Annotated in this window: 19 protein-coding genes and 1 pseudogene; 11 read left to right on the plus strand and 9 right to left on the minus strand. The window is 67.9% G+C overall.

Annotated elements, in window-relative coordinates:
• Both rpmG and rpmB read right to left on the minus strand, forming a co-directional pair.
• Complete coding sequence (gene rpmG, locus BN971_RS00360) at nucleotides 1–165, minus strand: 50S ribosomal protein L33 (RefSeq protein WP_068275540.1); 165 nt, start codon at nucleotides 163–165, stop codon at nucleotides 1–3.
• The gene (gene rpmB / locus BN971_RS00365) at nucleotides 165–401 is read right to left on the minus strand and encodes a 50S ribosomal protein L28 (protein WP_085181791.1); all 237 of its coding nucleotides are present in this window, start codon (nucleotides 399–401) and stop codon (nucleotides 165–167) included. The genes rpmG and rpmB overlap by 1 nt, the downstream gene beginning before the upstream one ends.
• A gap of 111 nt (nucleotides 402–512) precedes the next feature.
• On the opposite strand from rpmB, the gene mrf reads away from it, so the two are divergent.
• On the plus strand, nucleotides 513–1,712 hold the full coding sequence (gene mrf / locus BN971_RS00370) for a ribosome hibernation factor-recruiting GTPase MRF (RefSeq protein WP_085181790.1): 1,200 nt from the start codon (nucleotides 513–515) through the stop codon (nucleotides 1,710–1,712).
• Nucleotides 1,709–1,975, plus strand: a complete 267-nt coding sequence (locus BN971_RS00375; RefSeq protein WP_085181797.1) for a type B 50S ribosomal protein L31 — start codon at nucleotides 1,709–1,711, stop codon at nucleotides 1,973–1,975. Before mrf ends, BN971_RS00375 begins: the two co-directional genes overlap by 4 nt.
• On the opposite strand, the gene BN971_RS00380 is transcribed toward BN971_RS00375, so the two are convergent.
• The 4 genes from BN971_RS00380 to BN971_RS00395 all read right to left on the minus strand — a co-directional run bounded on the left by BN971_RS00380 (nucleotide 1,948) and on the right by BN971_RS00395 (nucleotide 4,955).
• Nucleotides 1,948–2,376, minus strand: a complete 429-nt coding sequence (locus BN971_RS00380) for a Fur family transcriptional regulator (protein ID WP_249262693.1) — start codon at nucleotides 2,374–2,376, stop codon at nucleotides 1,948–1,950. The two genes, BN971_RS00375 and BN971_RS00380, sit on opposite strands and share 28 nt — an antisense overlap.
• A gap of 86 nt (nucleotides 2,377–2,462) precedes the next feature.
• Nucleotides 2,463–3,326 (minus strand): metal ABC transporter permease, encoded by an 864-nt coding sequence (locus BN971_RS00385; RefSeq protein WP_085181789.1) that lies wholly within the window; start codon nucleotides 3,324–3,326, stop codon nucleotides 2,463–2,465.
• Nucleotides 3,327–3,388: 62 nt separating this feature from the next.
• Entirely contained in the window at nucleotides 3,389–4,177 is a 789-nt protein-coding gene (locus BN971_RS00390) for a metal ABC transporter ATP-binding protein (RefSeq protein ID WP_085181788.1), read from the minus strand.
• Nucleotides 4,164–4,955, minus strand: a complete 792-nt coding sequence (locus BN971_RS00395; RefSeq protein WP_085181801.1) for a metal ABC transporter solute-binding protein, Zn/Mn family — start codon at nucleotides 4,953–4,955, stop codon at nucleotides 4,164–4,166. The genes BN971_RS00390 and BN971_RS00395 overlap by 14 nt, the downstream gene beginning before the upstream one ends.
• Before the next feature lie 281 nt (nucleotides 4,956–5,236).
• On the opposite strand from BN971_RS00395, the gene BN971_RS00400 reads away from it, so the two are divergent.
• A complete protein-coding gene (locus BN971_RS00400; RefSeq protein ID WP_085181787.1) occupies nucleotides 5,237–6,145 on the plus strand; it encodes a class I SAM-dependent methyltransferase in 909 nt (302 codons plus the stop codon).
• 235 nt (nucleotides 6,146–6,380) lie between these two features.
• On the opposite strand, the pseudogene BN971_RS00405 reads toward BN971_RS00400, so the two are convergent.
• Nucleotides 6,381–6,608: pseudogene (locus BN971_RS00405) on the minus strand (amidase); the annotation flags it as partial.
• Between the two features lie 61 nt (nucleotides 6,609–6,669).
• Here BN971_RS00405 and recO point away from each other — a divergent pair.
• From recO to BN971_RS00420, 3 genes are all read left to right on the plus strand, one after another.
• Nucleotides 6,670–7,467, plus strand: coding sequence for a DNA repair protein RecO (recO, locus tag BN971_RS00410; protein ID WP_085183251.1), 798 nt, complete (start codon nucleotides 6,670–6,672; stop codon nucleotides 7,465–7,467).
• Nucleotides 7,460–8,350 carry a decaprenyl diphosphate synthase gene (locus tag BN971_RS00415; RefSeq protein WP_085182919.1) on the plus strand — a complete coding sequence of 297 codons (891 nt, stop codon included), beginning with the start codon at nucleotides 7,460–7,462 and terminating at the stop codon, nucleotides 8,348–8,350. The genes recO and BN971_RS00415 overlap by 8 nt, the downstream gene beginning before the upstream one ends.
• Before the next feature lie 155 nt (nucleotides 8,351–8,505).
• The gene (locus tag BN971_RS00420; RefSeq protein WP_085182918.1) at nucleotides 8,506–8,946 is read left to right on the plus strand and encodes a hypothetical protein; all 441 of its coding nucleotides are present in this window, start codon (nucleotides 8,506–8,508) and stop codon (nucleotides 8,944–8,946) included.
• Nucleotides 8,947–8,953: 7 nt separating this feature from the next.
• Here the strand turns inward: BN971_RS00420 and BN971_RS00425 are convergent, their stop codons facing one another.
• Nucleotides 8,954–9,346: a Fur family transcriptional regulator gene (locus BN971_RS00425; RefSeq protein WP_085182917.1), complete on the minus strand. Its 393-nt coding sequence runs from the start codon at nucleotides 9,344–9,346 to the stop codon at nucleotides 8,954–8,956.
• Entirely contained in the window at nucleotides 9,343–9,765 is a 423-nt protein-coding gene (locus BN971_RS00430) for an ArsR/SmtB family transcription factor (protein WP_169718672.1), read from the minus strand. Before BN971_RS00430 ends, BN971_RS00425 begins: the two co-directional genes overlap by 4 nt.
• Nucleotides 9,766–9,900: 135 nt before the next feature.
• On the opposite strand from BN971_RS00430, the gene BN971_RS00435 reads away from it, so the two are divergent.
• From BN971_RS00435 to BN971_RS00455, 5 genes are all read left to right on the plus strand, one after another.
• Nucleotides 9,901–11,355, plus strand: a complete 1,455-nt coding sequence (locus BN971_RS00435; RefSeq protein WP_170322094.1) for a glycine--tRNA ligase — start codon at nucleotides 9,901–9,903, stop codon at nucleotides 11,353–11,355.
• A 497-nt stretch (nucleotides 11,356–11,852) separates the two neighbouring features.
• Nucleotides 11,853–13,049: a PPE family protein gene (locus BN971_RS00440; RefSeq protein WP_264028547.1), complete on the plus strand. Its 1,197-nt coding sequence runs from the start codon at nucleotides 11,853–11,855 to the stop codon at nucleotides 13,047–13,049.
• A gap of 117 nt (nucleotides 13,050–13,166) precedes the next feature.
• Nucleotides 13,167–13,463, plus strand: coding sequence for a WXG100 family type VII secretion target (locus BN971_RS00445; RefSeq protein ID WP_085182915.1), 297 nt, complete (start codon nucleotides 13,167–13,169; stop codon nucleotides 13,461–13,463).
• Nucleotides 13,464–13,474: 11 nt separating this feature from the next.
• The gene (locus BN971_RS00450; RefSeq protein WP_085182914.1) at nucleotides 13,475–13,759 is read left to right on the plus strand and encodes a WXG100 family type VII secretion target; all 285 of its coding nucleotides are present in this window, start codon (nucleotides 13,475–13,477) and stop codon (nucleotides 13,757–13,759) included.
• Between the two features lie 561 nt (nucleotides 13,760–14,320).
• Entirely contained in the window at nucleotides 14,321–14,644 is a 324-nt protein-coding gene (locus BN971_RS00455) for a hypothetical protein (protein WP_245837048.1), read from the plus strand.
• Nucleotides 14,645–14,721 lie beyond the last annotated feature (77 nt).

Raw genomic sequence — 14,721 nt, forward strand, 5'->3', positions numbered from 1 at the left:
TCAGCGCTCCTCGCGGAAGTCGACGTGGCGTCGGATCACGGGGTCGTATTTGCGCAGTACCAGCCGGTCGGGGTCGTTGCGCCGGTTCTTGCGCGTGATGTAGGTGTACCCGGTGCCCGCGGTGGAGCGCAGCTTGACGATCGGGCGTATCTCGTTGCGCGCCATCAGATTCGCTGCCCCTGCCGGCGCAGCCTGGCCACGACGGCCTCGATGCCGTCACGGTCGATGACCTTGATCCCCTTGGCGCTGACCCGCAGCCGGATCCGGCGGCCCTCCGACGGCAGGTAGTACGTCTTGAGTTGGATGTTGGGTGACCAGCGCCGGGGCGTGCGGCGATGCGAATGCGACACCGCGTTGCCGAATCCCGGTGCGCGGCCGGTCACTTGGCAATGAGCAGACACTCTTCCCTTCCTGGGCTTCGATCCGTTATTGAAAATCATTTTCGACAAGCCCCACCGGACACGGTACCGTAAGGCCAGCGTTAATGAAAATGATTTTCAAAAGGAGAAGCGATGCGGACGCCCGTCATCCTCGTCGCCGGCCAGGCCGGCACCGATCCGGTCGTGGGGGCGCTGCTACGAACTCCCGGGACGCTGGTGGTGGAGCATCGTTTCGACGGTCACGTGGTGCGCCGGACGACGGCGATGCTGCAGCGTGGGGTGTTGACGACGGCGGAGGTTGGGGTCGAGCTCGCGCACGGGTGCGTGTCGTGCACCACCCGCAACGACCTGCTGGTGCTGCTGCGACAGCTGCACCGCCGCGACGACGTCGACCGCGTCGTGGTGCACCTGGCGCCGTGGCTGGAGCCCGAACCGATCTGCGTGGCCATCGACCGCGTCCGGATCCGGGTGGCGCCCGGCTACGTCGACGGGCCTGCGGCTCTGGACGTGTCGATCGCCGCCGTGGTGACCTGTGTCGATTCATCGGCTTGGCTGGGCGAGGCCCTCGGCGACGCCGAACTCGACGACGGGCGCACCTGCGCCCAGGTGGTGGTCGGTCAGGCCGAATTCGCCGACGTGGTCGTGCTCAACCGGCCCGACCCGCATTTGGCCGGCGTGCTGCGTCGCCTGTCACCCCGCGCGCGCATCCGGGTGGGCGCGGACGGCATCGAGCATGCCCTGGACAATCTGCCGCCCGGCGCGCGGCGGGGCCGCAGCGATGATCCGCACGGTCCCCTGCTGGCCGGAGAGCCGCCCCTGGATCCCCGCGGCCCGATCACGTTGGTGGAGTTCAATTCCCGACGCCCCTTTCACCCGCACCGCCTGCACGCGTGTGTCGACCTGCTGCTCGACGGCGTGATCCGGACCCGGGGACGGCTCTGGCTGGCCAGCCAACCCGAGCACGCAATGTGGTTGGAATCGGCCGGCGGCGGATTGCGGGTGAGCTCGGCCGGCAAATGGCTCGCCGCCCTGACGACCGCCGAGCTGGCGGGTATCGACGACGAGCGGCGCGCGTTCGCCGAGCTGAGATGGGACGACAGGCATGGCGATCGGCACACGGCGATGACCGTACTGCTATGCGGCGCAGAGCTTTCCGACATTCTCGACGGCCTGCACGGCGCGCTGCTCACCGACGAGGAGTACCGCTGCCCGCAGGACTGGATCCACTACGACGACCCGTTCGGACACTGGCACGAGGACCCGTGTGCGGCCATGACAGACGTTGTGGAGGACAAGGCCGCCCGGCATACCCAGGACGGAGACCCCCGATGAAGCCCGGCATCCACCCCGACTACCACCCCGTCGTCTTCCAGGACGCCACCACCGGTGCGATGTTTTTGACCCGCTCGACCCTCACCAGCTCACGCACCATCGAGTGGCGGACGCCGCACGGGATCGAAACGTACCCGCTTGTCGTCGTCGAAGTCACCTCCGATTCACACCCGTTCTGGACCGGCGGGCGACGCATCGTCGACACCGCCGGTCAAGTGGAGAAATTCCGGCGTCGCTACGGCACCCGGCGATCCTCTGAATGAAGCGTGGCGGGATGCGGTCGACCGGCCGGGCGTTCGGACCCCGGGGCGGCCCGGCAAAGCGGACATATGCCGTAGAGATCGACGTAGTGAGTGACGTCCGTGTAGTCGTGTAGACGGCTCAGGCTGTAGGTGTGCTCTTCGACCTCGACCGGGGTGAATCCCACGGCCGCGCCGCAGCGCCTGCAGACCAGATAGTGGCGATGACCCGTCCCGGTACGCAGGCGGTAGAGGATCTCGCCGTCCTCGGCGCGCTGCGTCTCGGCGATGCGGTCGTCGGCCAGCGTGCGCAGGATGCGGTAGACGCTGGTCAGGCCGATCCGCAGCTGTCGCTTCTGGCGGACGTCCAGATAAAGCTGCTGGGCGCTGCGGAAGTTCTCCTGCTCTTGCAAGACCTCCAACACGGCCCGTTGCTTGGCCGTGGAGCGTCGCCGCGGGCGCTCAGAAAGCGAAGACACCGGAAACACAACTCCTTCGGCGCGGATGGTCGTCAAAACCCTGAGGTGGCGGAGCTCGGCCCCGTCGTTGACTCGGTGACGGTGGCTGGGGCGCTGCGCAATTCACCCGCTGCTCGGGCGGCGCCACGTCGGCGGCGGTCGCTCGCCCAGGCGGTCAACCAGATGGCGCAGGCGATGGTGACGATGGGGAAACTTGGCGGCAGGTTGAACATCGCTGACGCGCCGAGGCCCAGCCACACCGCGCTCAAGCTGATCGCTGTCGAGGCACACATGGCCACCACCGGGCGCGGGGTCAGCAGGATCGCGGTAGCGGCGGGAGTCACGACCAGCGCGAACAACAGCAGCGTGCCGACGGCCTGTACGGCCATGGTCACGGTGACGCCCAGCAGCACCATGAACACCATCGACAGCGCGCGCACGGGCACGCCTTTCGCCTCGGCGACAAGGGCATTTACCGAACTGAACAGCAGCGGTCGGTAGATGATGCCGACGCTGAGGCCCAGCACCACGAGCAGGGCCGCGAAGCTCACCAGTTGATCGGGCGAGATGGCCAGCAGGTTGCCGAACAATACGTTGGTGACCGTACTGGAGCTTTTGGTGGCCAACGAGCTGAAGAACAGGCCCACACCGGTCGCCATGGCCAGGACCGTCCCGGTGACCACCTCGCGATCGGAGGCACGTTTGCCCAGCACGCCGATGACCAGTGCCCCGCCGACACAGAACACGGCGAGTCCGACGCCTACGGGCACGCCCAGTAGGACCGCGCCGGTGGCGCCGGGAAATCCGATGTGCGCCAACGCGTGGGCCGCGAAGGCGGTACGTCGCACGACGACAAAGTAGCCGATCAGCCCCGCGGCCAGGGCGACGATGGTGCCGCCGATCAGAGCGTTCTCCATGAACGCCGATGTCAGAATCGGCCACCAATTATGTTGGTAGCCAAAAGCGATGGCGTGTGAGGTCACAATACGCTCCTCATGTACCGGTCCCCCTGCAGCGTGTTCGCGACTTGGATCGGGATGCCGTAGAGCCGGGTGAGCAGCGCATCGTCCACCACATCGTCGATGGGTGCGTAGCGGGGGTGCCCGTCGAGGAGGTAGATCGCGCTGTCGAGGATGGGCAGCAGCGGGTTCAGGTCATGAGAAACCACCAGGATCGTCACGCCCAACTCGGCGTGCAGCCGGGCCAGCAGTGCGACGATGTCACGCTGGCTGCGAAGATCCAGTGACGCCAGCGGTTCGTCGAGGATCAGCATGTGGGGGCGCGCCACCAGAGCGGCGGCGATCGCGATGCGTTGGCGCTGCCCTCCGGAAAGCGTCGACAGCCGCCGGTCCGCGATCCCGGTGGCTTCGACGGCGGCCAGTGCCCAATCCACCTGGCGGCGTTGGGCTGCGGTGGTGCGCCCAAAGGCCCACCGTCGCCCGGTGAGTCCGAGCAGCACGACATCGGCGGCACGGACGGCTTCCCCCGATCCGTCGGCATAGTGTTGCGGCACATAGCCGATGCCATCGTTGGCCTGGCCCGGTCGGCGGCCGAATACCTCGAGGTGACCACCCGCGGGCGAAATCAGCCCAAGAACCAGATGTAGCAGGGTGGTTTTGCCGGACCCGTTGGGTCCGATGACCGCGACCAGGCCGCCGGTGGGCACATCAAAGGTGGCGTGCGACCAGATGGTCCGTCCGCCGCGCACCGCGCTGACGTCGGTGAACGCGAGCGCGGTGGAATGCGCGACAGGCTCAGATCGCGACACCGAGTGCCTTTCCCACCGCGACCAGCTGGGCATATTGCCAGCCCTCAAACGACGTTTGCCCCGGCGGCACGGTCTCGGTGACGTTGACGACGGGCACCCCGGCTTGTTCGGCAGCCGACCGGATCTGCTGGGGGATCGAACCCTCTGTCTGGGTGTTGTAGATCAGGACGTCGATGCGTCGCCCGGCCAGCTCGGTGCGGAATGCATCGATGTCTGCCGGTGACGGATCCGTGTCGTTCGCCGACGCGCGCTGGTAACCCTCCGGGGTCTTGTTGACGAGGCCCAGCGCCTGCGCTTGGTAGTCGAAGATTGTCTCGGTGGCCGCATACGACTTGCCCGTCGCGGCGGCCCTGATCTTGCCGATCAGGCTGGTGTACGGGGTGATTGCCGCGGCAAATTCCGAGCGGCGCTGGTTGAAGTAATCACCGGCTTGCGGGTCGATCCTGCGCAGCTCGGCGCTCACGGCATCGGCGACGGCGGTCACCGCCGAAGGCAGATACCACAAATGCGGGTTGGCGCCGTCCGGGGTCTTCGTGACCTCAGCCGCGCTCACCACGTGTGCGCCGGCCGCGGAGCTGGCGGCCAGCCTGGAGGCCCACGAGTCGTAGCCGTCGCCATTGACGACGACAAGTTTGGCGCCCGAGAAGGACTCGGCATCCGCCGGCGACGGTTCATAGTCGTGCGGGTCGACGGATGAGCTGGCCAGCACGGTTTTGACGATGCCGCACGCGCGGGCCAGCTCGGAGACGATTTCGCCCCACTGATCCACGCTGACCACTACAGCGACCGGGGCGGTCGGGCAGGACGCGGCGGCGGTGGTCCCTTTCCCCGCCGGCGCGGTCGCGGCGCCCGATCCCGTCGGGGTGTGGCTCTGGATCGTCGAGCAGCCCGCCATGGCAACGGTCCCCGCGATGGTGGCGGCGACGGCTGCGCGGTGCACACGGGTGCGCGGGACGCTCACGGACAAACGATAACCGTTTTCATTAGCGCTCGGGAGGGGTACCGGCGAACACGTGCCATCACGAAAGCTTCACAGCCGCACTCGGTACTGTCGATCGGGTGCGTAGCGAAGGCGATACCTGGGACATCACCACAAGTGTCGGATCGACGGCGTTGTTCGTCGCGATGGCTCGTGCGCTGGAGGCGCAGAAGCCCGACCCGCTGGCCGTCGACCCGTTTGCTGAGCTGTTCTGCCGGGCCGTCGGCGGCCAGGCGGCCGACGTGCTCGACGGCAAGGTCCCCGACCACCAACTGAAGACCCCGGACTGGGGGGAGCACTTCGTCAACTTCCAGGGCGCCCGCACCAAGTACTTCGACGAGTACTTCCGCCGGGCCGCCGCCGCGGGCGTGCGCCAGGTGGTCATCCTGGCGGCGGGCCTCGACTCGCGCGCCTACCGCCTGGACTGGCCGGACGGAACGACGATCTTCGAGCTGGACCAGCCGCAGGTCCTCGACTTCAAGCGCGAGGTGCTCACGGCCCACGGCGCCCAGCCGCGGGCCGAACGCCGCGAGGTGGCCATCGACCTGCGCGAGGACTGGCCGCAAGCGTTGCGGGACAGCGGGTTCGACCCGGCTAGGCCGTCGGCGTGGATCGCCGAGGGGCTGCTGATCTATCTCCCCGCGGCCGCTCAGGAGCAGCTGTTCGGCGGCATCGACGGCCTGGCCGCGGCCGGCAGCCACGTGGCCGTCGAGGACGGCGCGCCGATGGAGCCGGACGCGTTCGAGGCCGCCCGCGCCGAGGAGCGGGCCGCAATGGAGTCGGGCGAGGCCGAGCGGCCGTTCTTCCAATTGGTGTACAACGAGCGGTGCGCGCCGGCGACGGACTGGTTCGGCGCCCGGGGCTGGACGGCGGTGGGCACCCCGTTGGCCGACTACCTGCGCGACAACGGCCGCGCGCTGCCCGGGCCGGACACCGAAGCCGGGTCGATGATCGCCCGCAACACCCTGGTCAGCGCCGTCAAGGCCTGAGTGCGCGGTATCCCGGTTCGGCGAAGCGCTGCGCGGCTTCCCGCATCTCGTCGGTAACCGGGCGGCGGGCAGCCGTATCGCCGGCAAAAACCCGGCCCCCCGGATCCTTGGAGTAGAACCGGGACTCGTCTGTCATGCGCGCAATCGCCCCGGGATCGGTCTGCAACCCGAAATGCGGGGCGACACGCTGCCAGACCGCATCGGGCAGGTCGGCGTGGTCCACGCAGAGGCGCCCCCGCGGGTCGGCCGCGGCCGCCTCGGCGAGCGCCGACTCGGTCAGCACCACCCGGAAGGCGTTCAGCGTGGACTGGCTGGCGTTGATCGCGTGCAGCGAGCGGCGCACCAGGGTGTCCGACGTCACGGCCCGGCTGGCCAGCTGATAGAGCAGGTCGGTCAGGGTGGGCAGGCGCCGGCCACCGGACCCGGAAACGGATCCGAAACCGGAGCCCGAAGCGCCAACCACGGGTTAGGAGACTAACGGCGCGGATACCCGCGATGTCGCGGTGGGGTGCGAAAATATGGTGATGCGGCTGTATCGAGACCGGGCTGTTGTGCTGCGCCAGCACAAGCTCGGCGAAGCCGACCGGATCGTCACCCTGCTGACCCGAGAGCACGGGCTGGTCCGGGCGGTGGCCAAAGGCGTCCGCCGCACCCGCAGCAAATTCGGCGCGCGGCTGGAGCCGTTCGCGCACATCGACGTGCAACTGCATCCCGGCCGCAACCTCGACATCGTCACCCAGGTGGTCGCCATCGACGCGTTCGCCACCGACATCGTCAGCGACTACGGCCGCTACACCTGTGGGTGCGCGATGCTGGAAACCGCCGAACGTCTCGCCGGTGAGGAACGGGCGCCCGCCCCGGCCCTGCACCGGCTCACCGTGAGCGCGCTGCGGGCGGTGGCCGACGGCCGCCGGTCCCGCGACCTGTTGCTGGACGCCTATCTGCTGCGGGCCATGGGCATAGCCGGATGGGCGCCGGCGCTGACCGAGTGCGCCCGCTGCGCCACGCCGGGCCCGCATCGGGCGTTTCACATCGCCGCCGGCGGCAGCGTCTGCCCGCACTGCCGCCCGGCCGGTTCGACCACGCCGCCGCCGGGGGTGCTGGACCTGATGTCCGCGCTGCACGACGGCGACTGGGAGTTCGCCGACCAGGCCCCGCAGTCGCACCGCAGCTACGTCAGCGGACTGGTGGCCGCACACCTGCAATGGCATCTGGAACGGCAGCTCAAGACGTTGCCCCTGGTAGAGCGCACGTACCACGTCGACAAGACGATCGCCGAACTGCGCGCGGCGGTACCCGGGCAGGATATGGACTGTGGCTAGCAGAGCCGAGCGGAGGTTGGCGTCGGAGTTTCCGCAGCTTCCCCCCGCACCCGACGACTATCCCACCTTCCCCGACACCTCCACCTGGCCCGTGGTGTTCCCGCAGCTGCCGCCGTCTCCCGACGGCGGGCCCCGCCGGCCGCCGCAGCACATCTCGAAGGCGGCCGCCCCGCGGATCCCTGCCGATCGGCTGCCCAATCATGTCGCCATCGTGATGGACGGCAACGGCCGCTGGGCCACCCAACGCGGCCTGCGCCGCACCGAGGGGCACAAGATGGGCGAAGCGGTGGTCATCGACATCGCTTGCGGTGCAGTCGAACTCGGAATCAAATGGCTCAGCCTTTACGCCTTTTCCACCGAGAACTGGAAGCGTTCGGCCGAGGAGGTCCGCTTCCTGATGGGGTTCAACCGCGACGTGGTGCGCCGCCGGCGGGAAAACCTCAACGAGATGGGCGTGCGGATTCGCTGGGTCGGCTCCCGGCCGCGCCTGTGGCGCAGCGTCATCCACGAATTGGCGGTGGCGGAAGAGATGACCAAGAACAACGACGTGATCACCATCAACTACTGCGTCAACTACGGGGGCCGCACCGAAATCGCCGAAGCCACAAAGCAGATCGCGCGGGAGGCCGCCGCCGGCCGGTTGAACCCGGAGCGGATCACCGAGGCCACCATTTCCCGGCACATGCAGCGCCCCGACATTCCCGACGTCGACCTATTCCTCCGCTCATCGGGGGAGCAGCGGTCGAGTAACTTCATGCTGTGGCAGGCCGCCTACGCCGAGTTCATTTTTCAGGACAAGCTGTGGCCCGACTACGACCGCCGCGATCTGTGGGCGGCCTGCGAGGAATACGCCTCGCGCAACAGAAGATTCGGGAGCGCCTAGTGGGGACCGGAAGCGCGGCGGAGCCGGGCGCACCGGGTCCCCACGGTGAGGATGTAGTGGGGACCGGAAGCGCGGCGGAGCCGGGCGCACCGGGTCCCCACGGTGAGGATGTAGTGGGGACCGGAAGCGCACCAGGGCCGGGCGGGGAGGATTCAATGCCGGCCCTGCAGGATCGCCTGGCCACCATCCTCGGCGAGGTCGTCCCCGTCGAGGAGGAGGCCGACGGCGCGCTCACGGTGCGCCATGACGGCACCTTCGCGTCGTTGCGGGTGGTCACGATCGCCGAAGGCCTGGACCTGGTGTCACTCACCCAGGTGCTGGCGTGGGACCTGCCGCTGACCAAGAAGGTCAGCGAACAGGTGGCCCGGCAGGCCCGCGACATCAACTTCGGCAGCCTGACGGTGGTGGAGAAGGCCTCCGAGAAAAGCGGGGAGAAGACGGCGCAGCGCAACTCCGGCAGGGGTGCGTCCAAGACCGCCGACATCATGCTGCGCTACAACTTTCCCGGCGGCGGCCTCACCGACGACGCCCTGCGCACCCTGGTGTTACTGGTGCTGGACGCGGGCGCCCGGATCCGCCTGGCGCTGACGACCTGATCGCCGGCTACGACCCGCATTCCGCGCAGGTGCCGAAGATCTCAATGGTGTGGCTGACATCGGAGAAGCCGTATTTGGCGGCGACCTCGGCGGCCCACTGCTCGACCTCGTGGTCGCCGACCTCGATCGCCGACCCGCAGTGCCGGCAGACCAGGTGGTGGTGATGGTGCTCGGAGCACCTGCGATAGACGGACTCACCGGTGTCGGTGCGCAGCGTGTCGACCAGCCCGGCCGCCGCCATGGACTGCAGCGTCCGGTAGACGGTGGTCAGGCCGATGTTCTGCCCGTTGCGCCGCAGCTCGTCGTGCATTTCCTGGGCCGACCGGAATTCGTCGAGCGTTTCCAGCAGCGTGGCGATGGCCGCCCGCTGGCGGGTGGACCGTGCGGTGGCGCCGTTCATGCCGTGTCCTCGCTCGCGTGCGCGACGGCGTCGACCACGATGTGCGCGAGGTGGTGGTCGGCGAGCCGGTAGAGCACCTCGCGGCCCGATCTCTCCCCCGACACCACACCGGCGGCCTTGAGGATCTTCAGATGCTGGCTGACCAGCGGCTGGGGCACCCCGAGTGCGTCGACCAATTCGTGCACGCAGCGCTGCGATTCGCGCAACTGCAGCACGATGGCGATCCGCACGGGGGCGGCCAGGGCGCGCAGGAGTTCGCCGGCGGCCTCGAGGATTTCCCGCGGCGGCGGGACCGGATACGCGGCGAGCACGGAATGGACCGCCGCGTCGCCGTGCTCGGCGGCAGCGGCGGGACTCAGGACGCTCAGGCCCGGCCCCATGTCGCCGTCGGCGGTAGTGGGCGTGGAGGACATCACCATGGGAACGAGTGCCATCACCTCGAGAAGTGCCGGGTAGCGCCCCGGATTGTGTGTGTGCCGGCCGGGAGGGCGGCCGCCCTCCACTGTCACATGCATGATGACGCATGTCAAAGGCCGCGGGAGCGGGCCGCTAACATGACGGATGCTTCGCGGTGCTCTGCCGCGTCCGTTGGCTCCCCGATCCCGAAAGCGAGAAACCACGCCGTGGCGTCCGTCATCGACACCGTAGTGAACCTGGCCAAACGGCGGGGCTTCGTCTACCCCGCGGGCGAGATCTACGGCGGCACCAGGTCAGCGTGGGACTACGGTCCGCTGGGGGTGGAGTTCAAAGAGAACATCAAGCGGCAGTGGTGGCGGTCCGTGGTCACCGGCCGCGACGACGTGGTCGGGATCGACTCCTCGATCATCCTGCCGCGGCAGGTGTGGGTCGCCTCGGGACACGTCGAGGTGTTCCACGACCCGCTCGTGGAGTGCCTCAACTGTCACCACCGGCATCGTCAGGACCACCTGCAGGAGGCGTACGCGGCGAAGAAGGGCATCGACGACCCTGATTCGGTGCCGATGACCGAGATCGTCTGCCCAGACTGCGGAAACAAGGGGGAGTGGACGGAGCCGCGCGAGTTCAACATGATGCTCAAGACCTACCTCGGGCCCATCGAGACCGAGGAAGGACTGCACTATCTGCGCCCGGAGACCGCGCAGGGCATCTTCGTCAACTTCGCCAACGTGGTCACGACCGCGCGCCGCAAACCACCGTTCGGTATCGGCCAGATCGGCAAGAGCTTCCGCAACGAGATCACCCCGGGCAACTTCATCTTCCGCACGCGCGAATTCGAGCAGATGGAAATGGAGTTCTTCGTCGAGCCGTCGACGGCCAAGGAGTGGCATCAGTATTGGATCGACACCCGACGGCAATGGTATGTCGACCTCGGCATCAACCCCGAGAACCTGCGGCTGTTCGAACACCCGCCCGAAAAGCTGTCGCACTACTCCGATCGCACCGTCGACATCGAGTACAAATTCGGCTTCGCCGGTAACCCGTGGGGCGAGCTGGAGGGCGTGGCCAACCGCACCGACTTCGACTTGTCCACGCACGCAAAGCATTCCGGCGTCGACCTGTCGTTCTATGACCAGGTCGCCGATACCCGATATGTCCCCTACGTCATCGAGCCGGCGGCCGGGCTGACCCGATCGTTCATGGCGTTTCTCATCGATGCCTACAGCGAGGACGAAGCGCCGAACGCCAAGGGCGGCATGGACACTCGAACGGTGCTCCGGCTGGATCCGCGGCTGGCGCCGATCAAGGCGGCCGTGCTGCCGCTGTCCCGGCACGCCGACTTGAGCCCCAAGGCCCGCGACCTGGCCGCCGAGTTGCGCACCTGCTGGAACATCGACTTCGACGACGCCGGGGCCATCGGGCGCCGCTACCGCCGCCAGGACGAGGTGGGGACGCCCTATTGCGTGACGGTGGATTTCGACTCGCTCGAGGACGACGCCGTGACCGTGCGCGAGCGCGACGACATGACGCAGGACCGGGTCGCGATCGGCGGGGTCGCCGACTATCTGCGGGCGCGACTCAAGGGTTGTTGATCCGGCCGCGGCGCCTCGTCGCATTCGCCGCCACGTCGCGCCGGGGCGGGCAAAACCCGTGCCGACGAAACGCGGAGAAGGTTTCGTCCGGCGTTTTCGCTCGTGTCAAATTCCGTTTGCCCGCACGGCCCCCAAGCGCCCTGTTACCGGGTAATTCCGCCCAAATTCATTTAAGGGAGCGAGACGGCCCCGTGGCAGCCGGAAGGCCTGCGACCCGCCCCCGGCGCGGCCACCACCAATCCCGGCGCACTTTTCCCAAAACCGCAGCTCTACAGCCCGAAGGCTGGCGCGCTTGCCGTGGCGCGAGACCGATCAACCAAGGGATGTTACGGTTCCCCTGCAGGGCCGCCGGTCACAGAAAAATCTTTGTATGAAAGCCCAGGTTTTCGGCGGTAGATTGACATACGATTCAGGCGTGGTGGCGTGACATCGGTCATCTCGCCGCGTACGTGCACAGTGTGGTCGTCGAAGCCGTTCATCGGCTGGAGGTGTTGCTCGTGACGTTTCCTTCGTTTCCGTGGTTGCCGCCGGAGATCAACTCGGCACTGATGTTCGCCGGTGCGGGCTCGGGCCCGTTGTTCACGGCCGCGTCGGCGTGGGATGGGCTGGCGTCGGACCTGGCGGGCGCGGCGGCGTCGTTCCAGTCGGTGATCACCGGGCTGACCAGCGGACCGTGGGCGGGTCCGGCGTCGCTGCAGATGGCGGCCGCCGCGACGCCTTATGTCGGGTGGTTGAACGCGGCGGCCGGGCAGGCGGAATCCGCGGCGTCGCAGGCGCGCGCGGCGGCGACGGCGTTCGAGTCGGCGTTGGCGGGAACCATTCCCACACCGGCGGTCACCGAGAATCGCGTACAACTGCTCGCTCTCATCGCCACGAACATCCTGGGCCAGAACACCCCGGCGATCGCGATGACCGAGTTCGAGTACATGGAGATGTGGGCCGCCGACGTGGCGGCGATGTTCGGCTATCACACCGGCGCGCTCTCGGTGGCTTCGGCGTTGCCGTCCTTCAGCCTGCCGCCTCTGAGCCTGGCGGGGCTGTCGAGCTTGGGGAGCCTCGTGCCTTCCGGGCTGTCGAGTTTGGCATCGCAGGCCGCGAGCCTCGTGGGATCCTCCGCTCTGGCCGCTCCGATGGAGAGCTTGGTGACCGCGGGCACGTCGGAGGTGTCGTCGTTGGCCGCCAACCCGTCGCAGTTGATGTCGGTGGCGCAGATCGCGATGTACCCGGCGAGCATGATGATGTCGCCGATCATGATGGCGGTCCAGGCAGGTGCGCACCCCGCCACGCTGGCCGACGCCACCAGCATGGCCGGCGCCGATGCGGCAAAGTTCGTCGGCAGCACGGCTCCTGCCGCGATGAAGCCGCTGGGTGGAGCCGGCGGCCTGGGTGCTCTGGGCGCCGAGGCCGGACTGGGCAAGGCGCGGCTGGTGGGTGCGATGTCGGTGCCGCCTACCTGGCAGGGATCGGCCCCGGCTCGGATGGTCAGTTCGGCGATGGCGGGCCTCGGTGGGGAGATGCCCGCGGGCGCGGCCGGCGCGCCGATGGGCGGCGGCATGCCGATGATGCCAATGCCCATGGGCATGGGTGGCGCCGGCGCAGGCATGCCCGGCGGCATGCTGGGCCGCGGCGGGGCCAGCCCGAACCACGTGGTACAGCAGCGGCCCAGCGTGGTGCCGCGAACCGGCGTCGGATAGGGCGCGCGGGGTACGCGGCCGGGGGCCAGAAATACGTTCCCTTGTCGCAGCGGGCCGGCGATTTGCGGCGCGGTGCGGCGGGTGATCGACATCCCATTGGTGTGAAAGGAGCTTTTGGTGACTACCAGGTTTATGACCGACCCGCATGAAATGCGGGCGATGGCGGGCCGTTTCGAGGTGCACGCCCAGACCGTTGAGGACGAGGCCCGCAAGATGTGGGCGTCGTCGATGAACATCGCCGGTGCCGGCTGGAGCGGTCAGGCTCAGGCGACCTCGTACGACACGATGGGCCAGATGAATCAGGCCTTCCGCAACATCGTGAACATGCTGCACGGCGTGCGCGACGGGTTGATCCGCGACGCCAGCAACTACGAGCAGCAAGAGCAGTCCTCGCAGCAGATCTTGGGCAGCTAGGAGAGACGACCATGACCATCAATTACCAGTTCGGCGACGTGGACTCCCATGGCGCCACCATCCGCGCCCAGGCGGCGTCGCTGGAGCAGGAGCACCAGGCCATCGTTCGTGATGTGCTGGCTGCCGGTGACTTCTGGGGCGGCGCCGGTTCGGTGGCCTGCCAGGAGTTCATCACCCAGTTGGGTCGTAACTTCCAGGTGATTTACGAGCAGGCCAACCAGCACGGCCAGAAGGTGCAGACCGCCGGTAGCAACATGGCGAGCACCGACAGCGCCGTCGGCTCCAGCTGGGCCTGAACGACCGCCAAGGCGCGGGTGACACCTCCGGGGGGATCGGGTGTTACCCGCGCCTTTGGCGTATGTCGGGCCGGCCCCCGGCGCGGTAGCACCCAGCGTTCACCTCGATTTCAAAGCGGCGTCAATGCGCGGCCCGCGCCATTCTGGAATTGATCGTAAATAGGTCGATTCGCGCCGGGCCTTATCGTCGGGCGGGCCAGCGGGGAATGCGATCCTCGGAGTCCGGGACCTCGCCGGCGCCCCGCGGTCGGATCCGCCGAGCGCGACGGCGGCTACTCATGCTCAAAAACCTTGGGACAGAGACAGTTTCGCGGTACCGGAGCTCAGCGGCAGCGAATGCCGCGACGCGCGACAAAACGGCAGGGCTGCGTTATCCCGCGGCGAGGTGAAGTCCCGTCCGGAGCCGCGCGCCGGCGTGGTCCCGTCCGACATCCATTCGGCGAAAACTGAAATCGGTATTTTCTGGATATTGTCCTGTCGATTGACCTACGATTCGGAGTACTCGGTGGTTTGGGTTGCTTCCGAGTCCGAGTGTCCAGATCGGCTGCGGAAGGATGCAACGTGCTTTTACCGCTTGGGTCGCCGTTGCCGGACGATTCGGTGTCGGCGGTGCGTGGCGAGTCCGGGATGCTCGGTGCCCTATCGGTCCCTCTCACCTGGGGCGTCGCCGTCCCGCCGGACGACTACAACCACTGGTCGTCGGAGTCCGACGACCCCGACGCGGTTGAGGCGCCCGTCCCCGGCCTCATCACCACGGAGCCCGCGGAGGGCATCGACGAATGGGACGAGCAGGCCGAATGGAACGTGTGGGAAGAGGAAGCCGAACCTCGCTTCGACATCCCGCGGACCAACAAAGTCGTACCACATTCCCCGGCTGCCGGTTGAGAGAAAGGGGGAACACTGTCGGCGCTCCACACGTGATCGTCGGCTCGGAATCCCCCGCGGCCGGCAATGACGGCAAA

The sequence above is a fragment of the Mycobacterium bohemicum DSM 44277 genome (assembly GCF_001053185.1).
Lineage (GTDB): Bacteria > Actinomycetota > Actinomycetes > Mycobacteriales > Mycobacteriaceae > Mycobacterium > Mycobacterium bohemicum.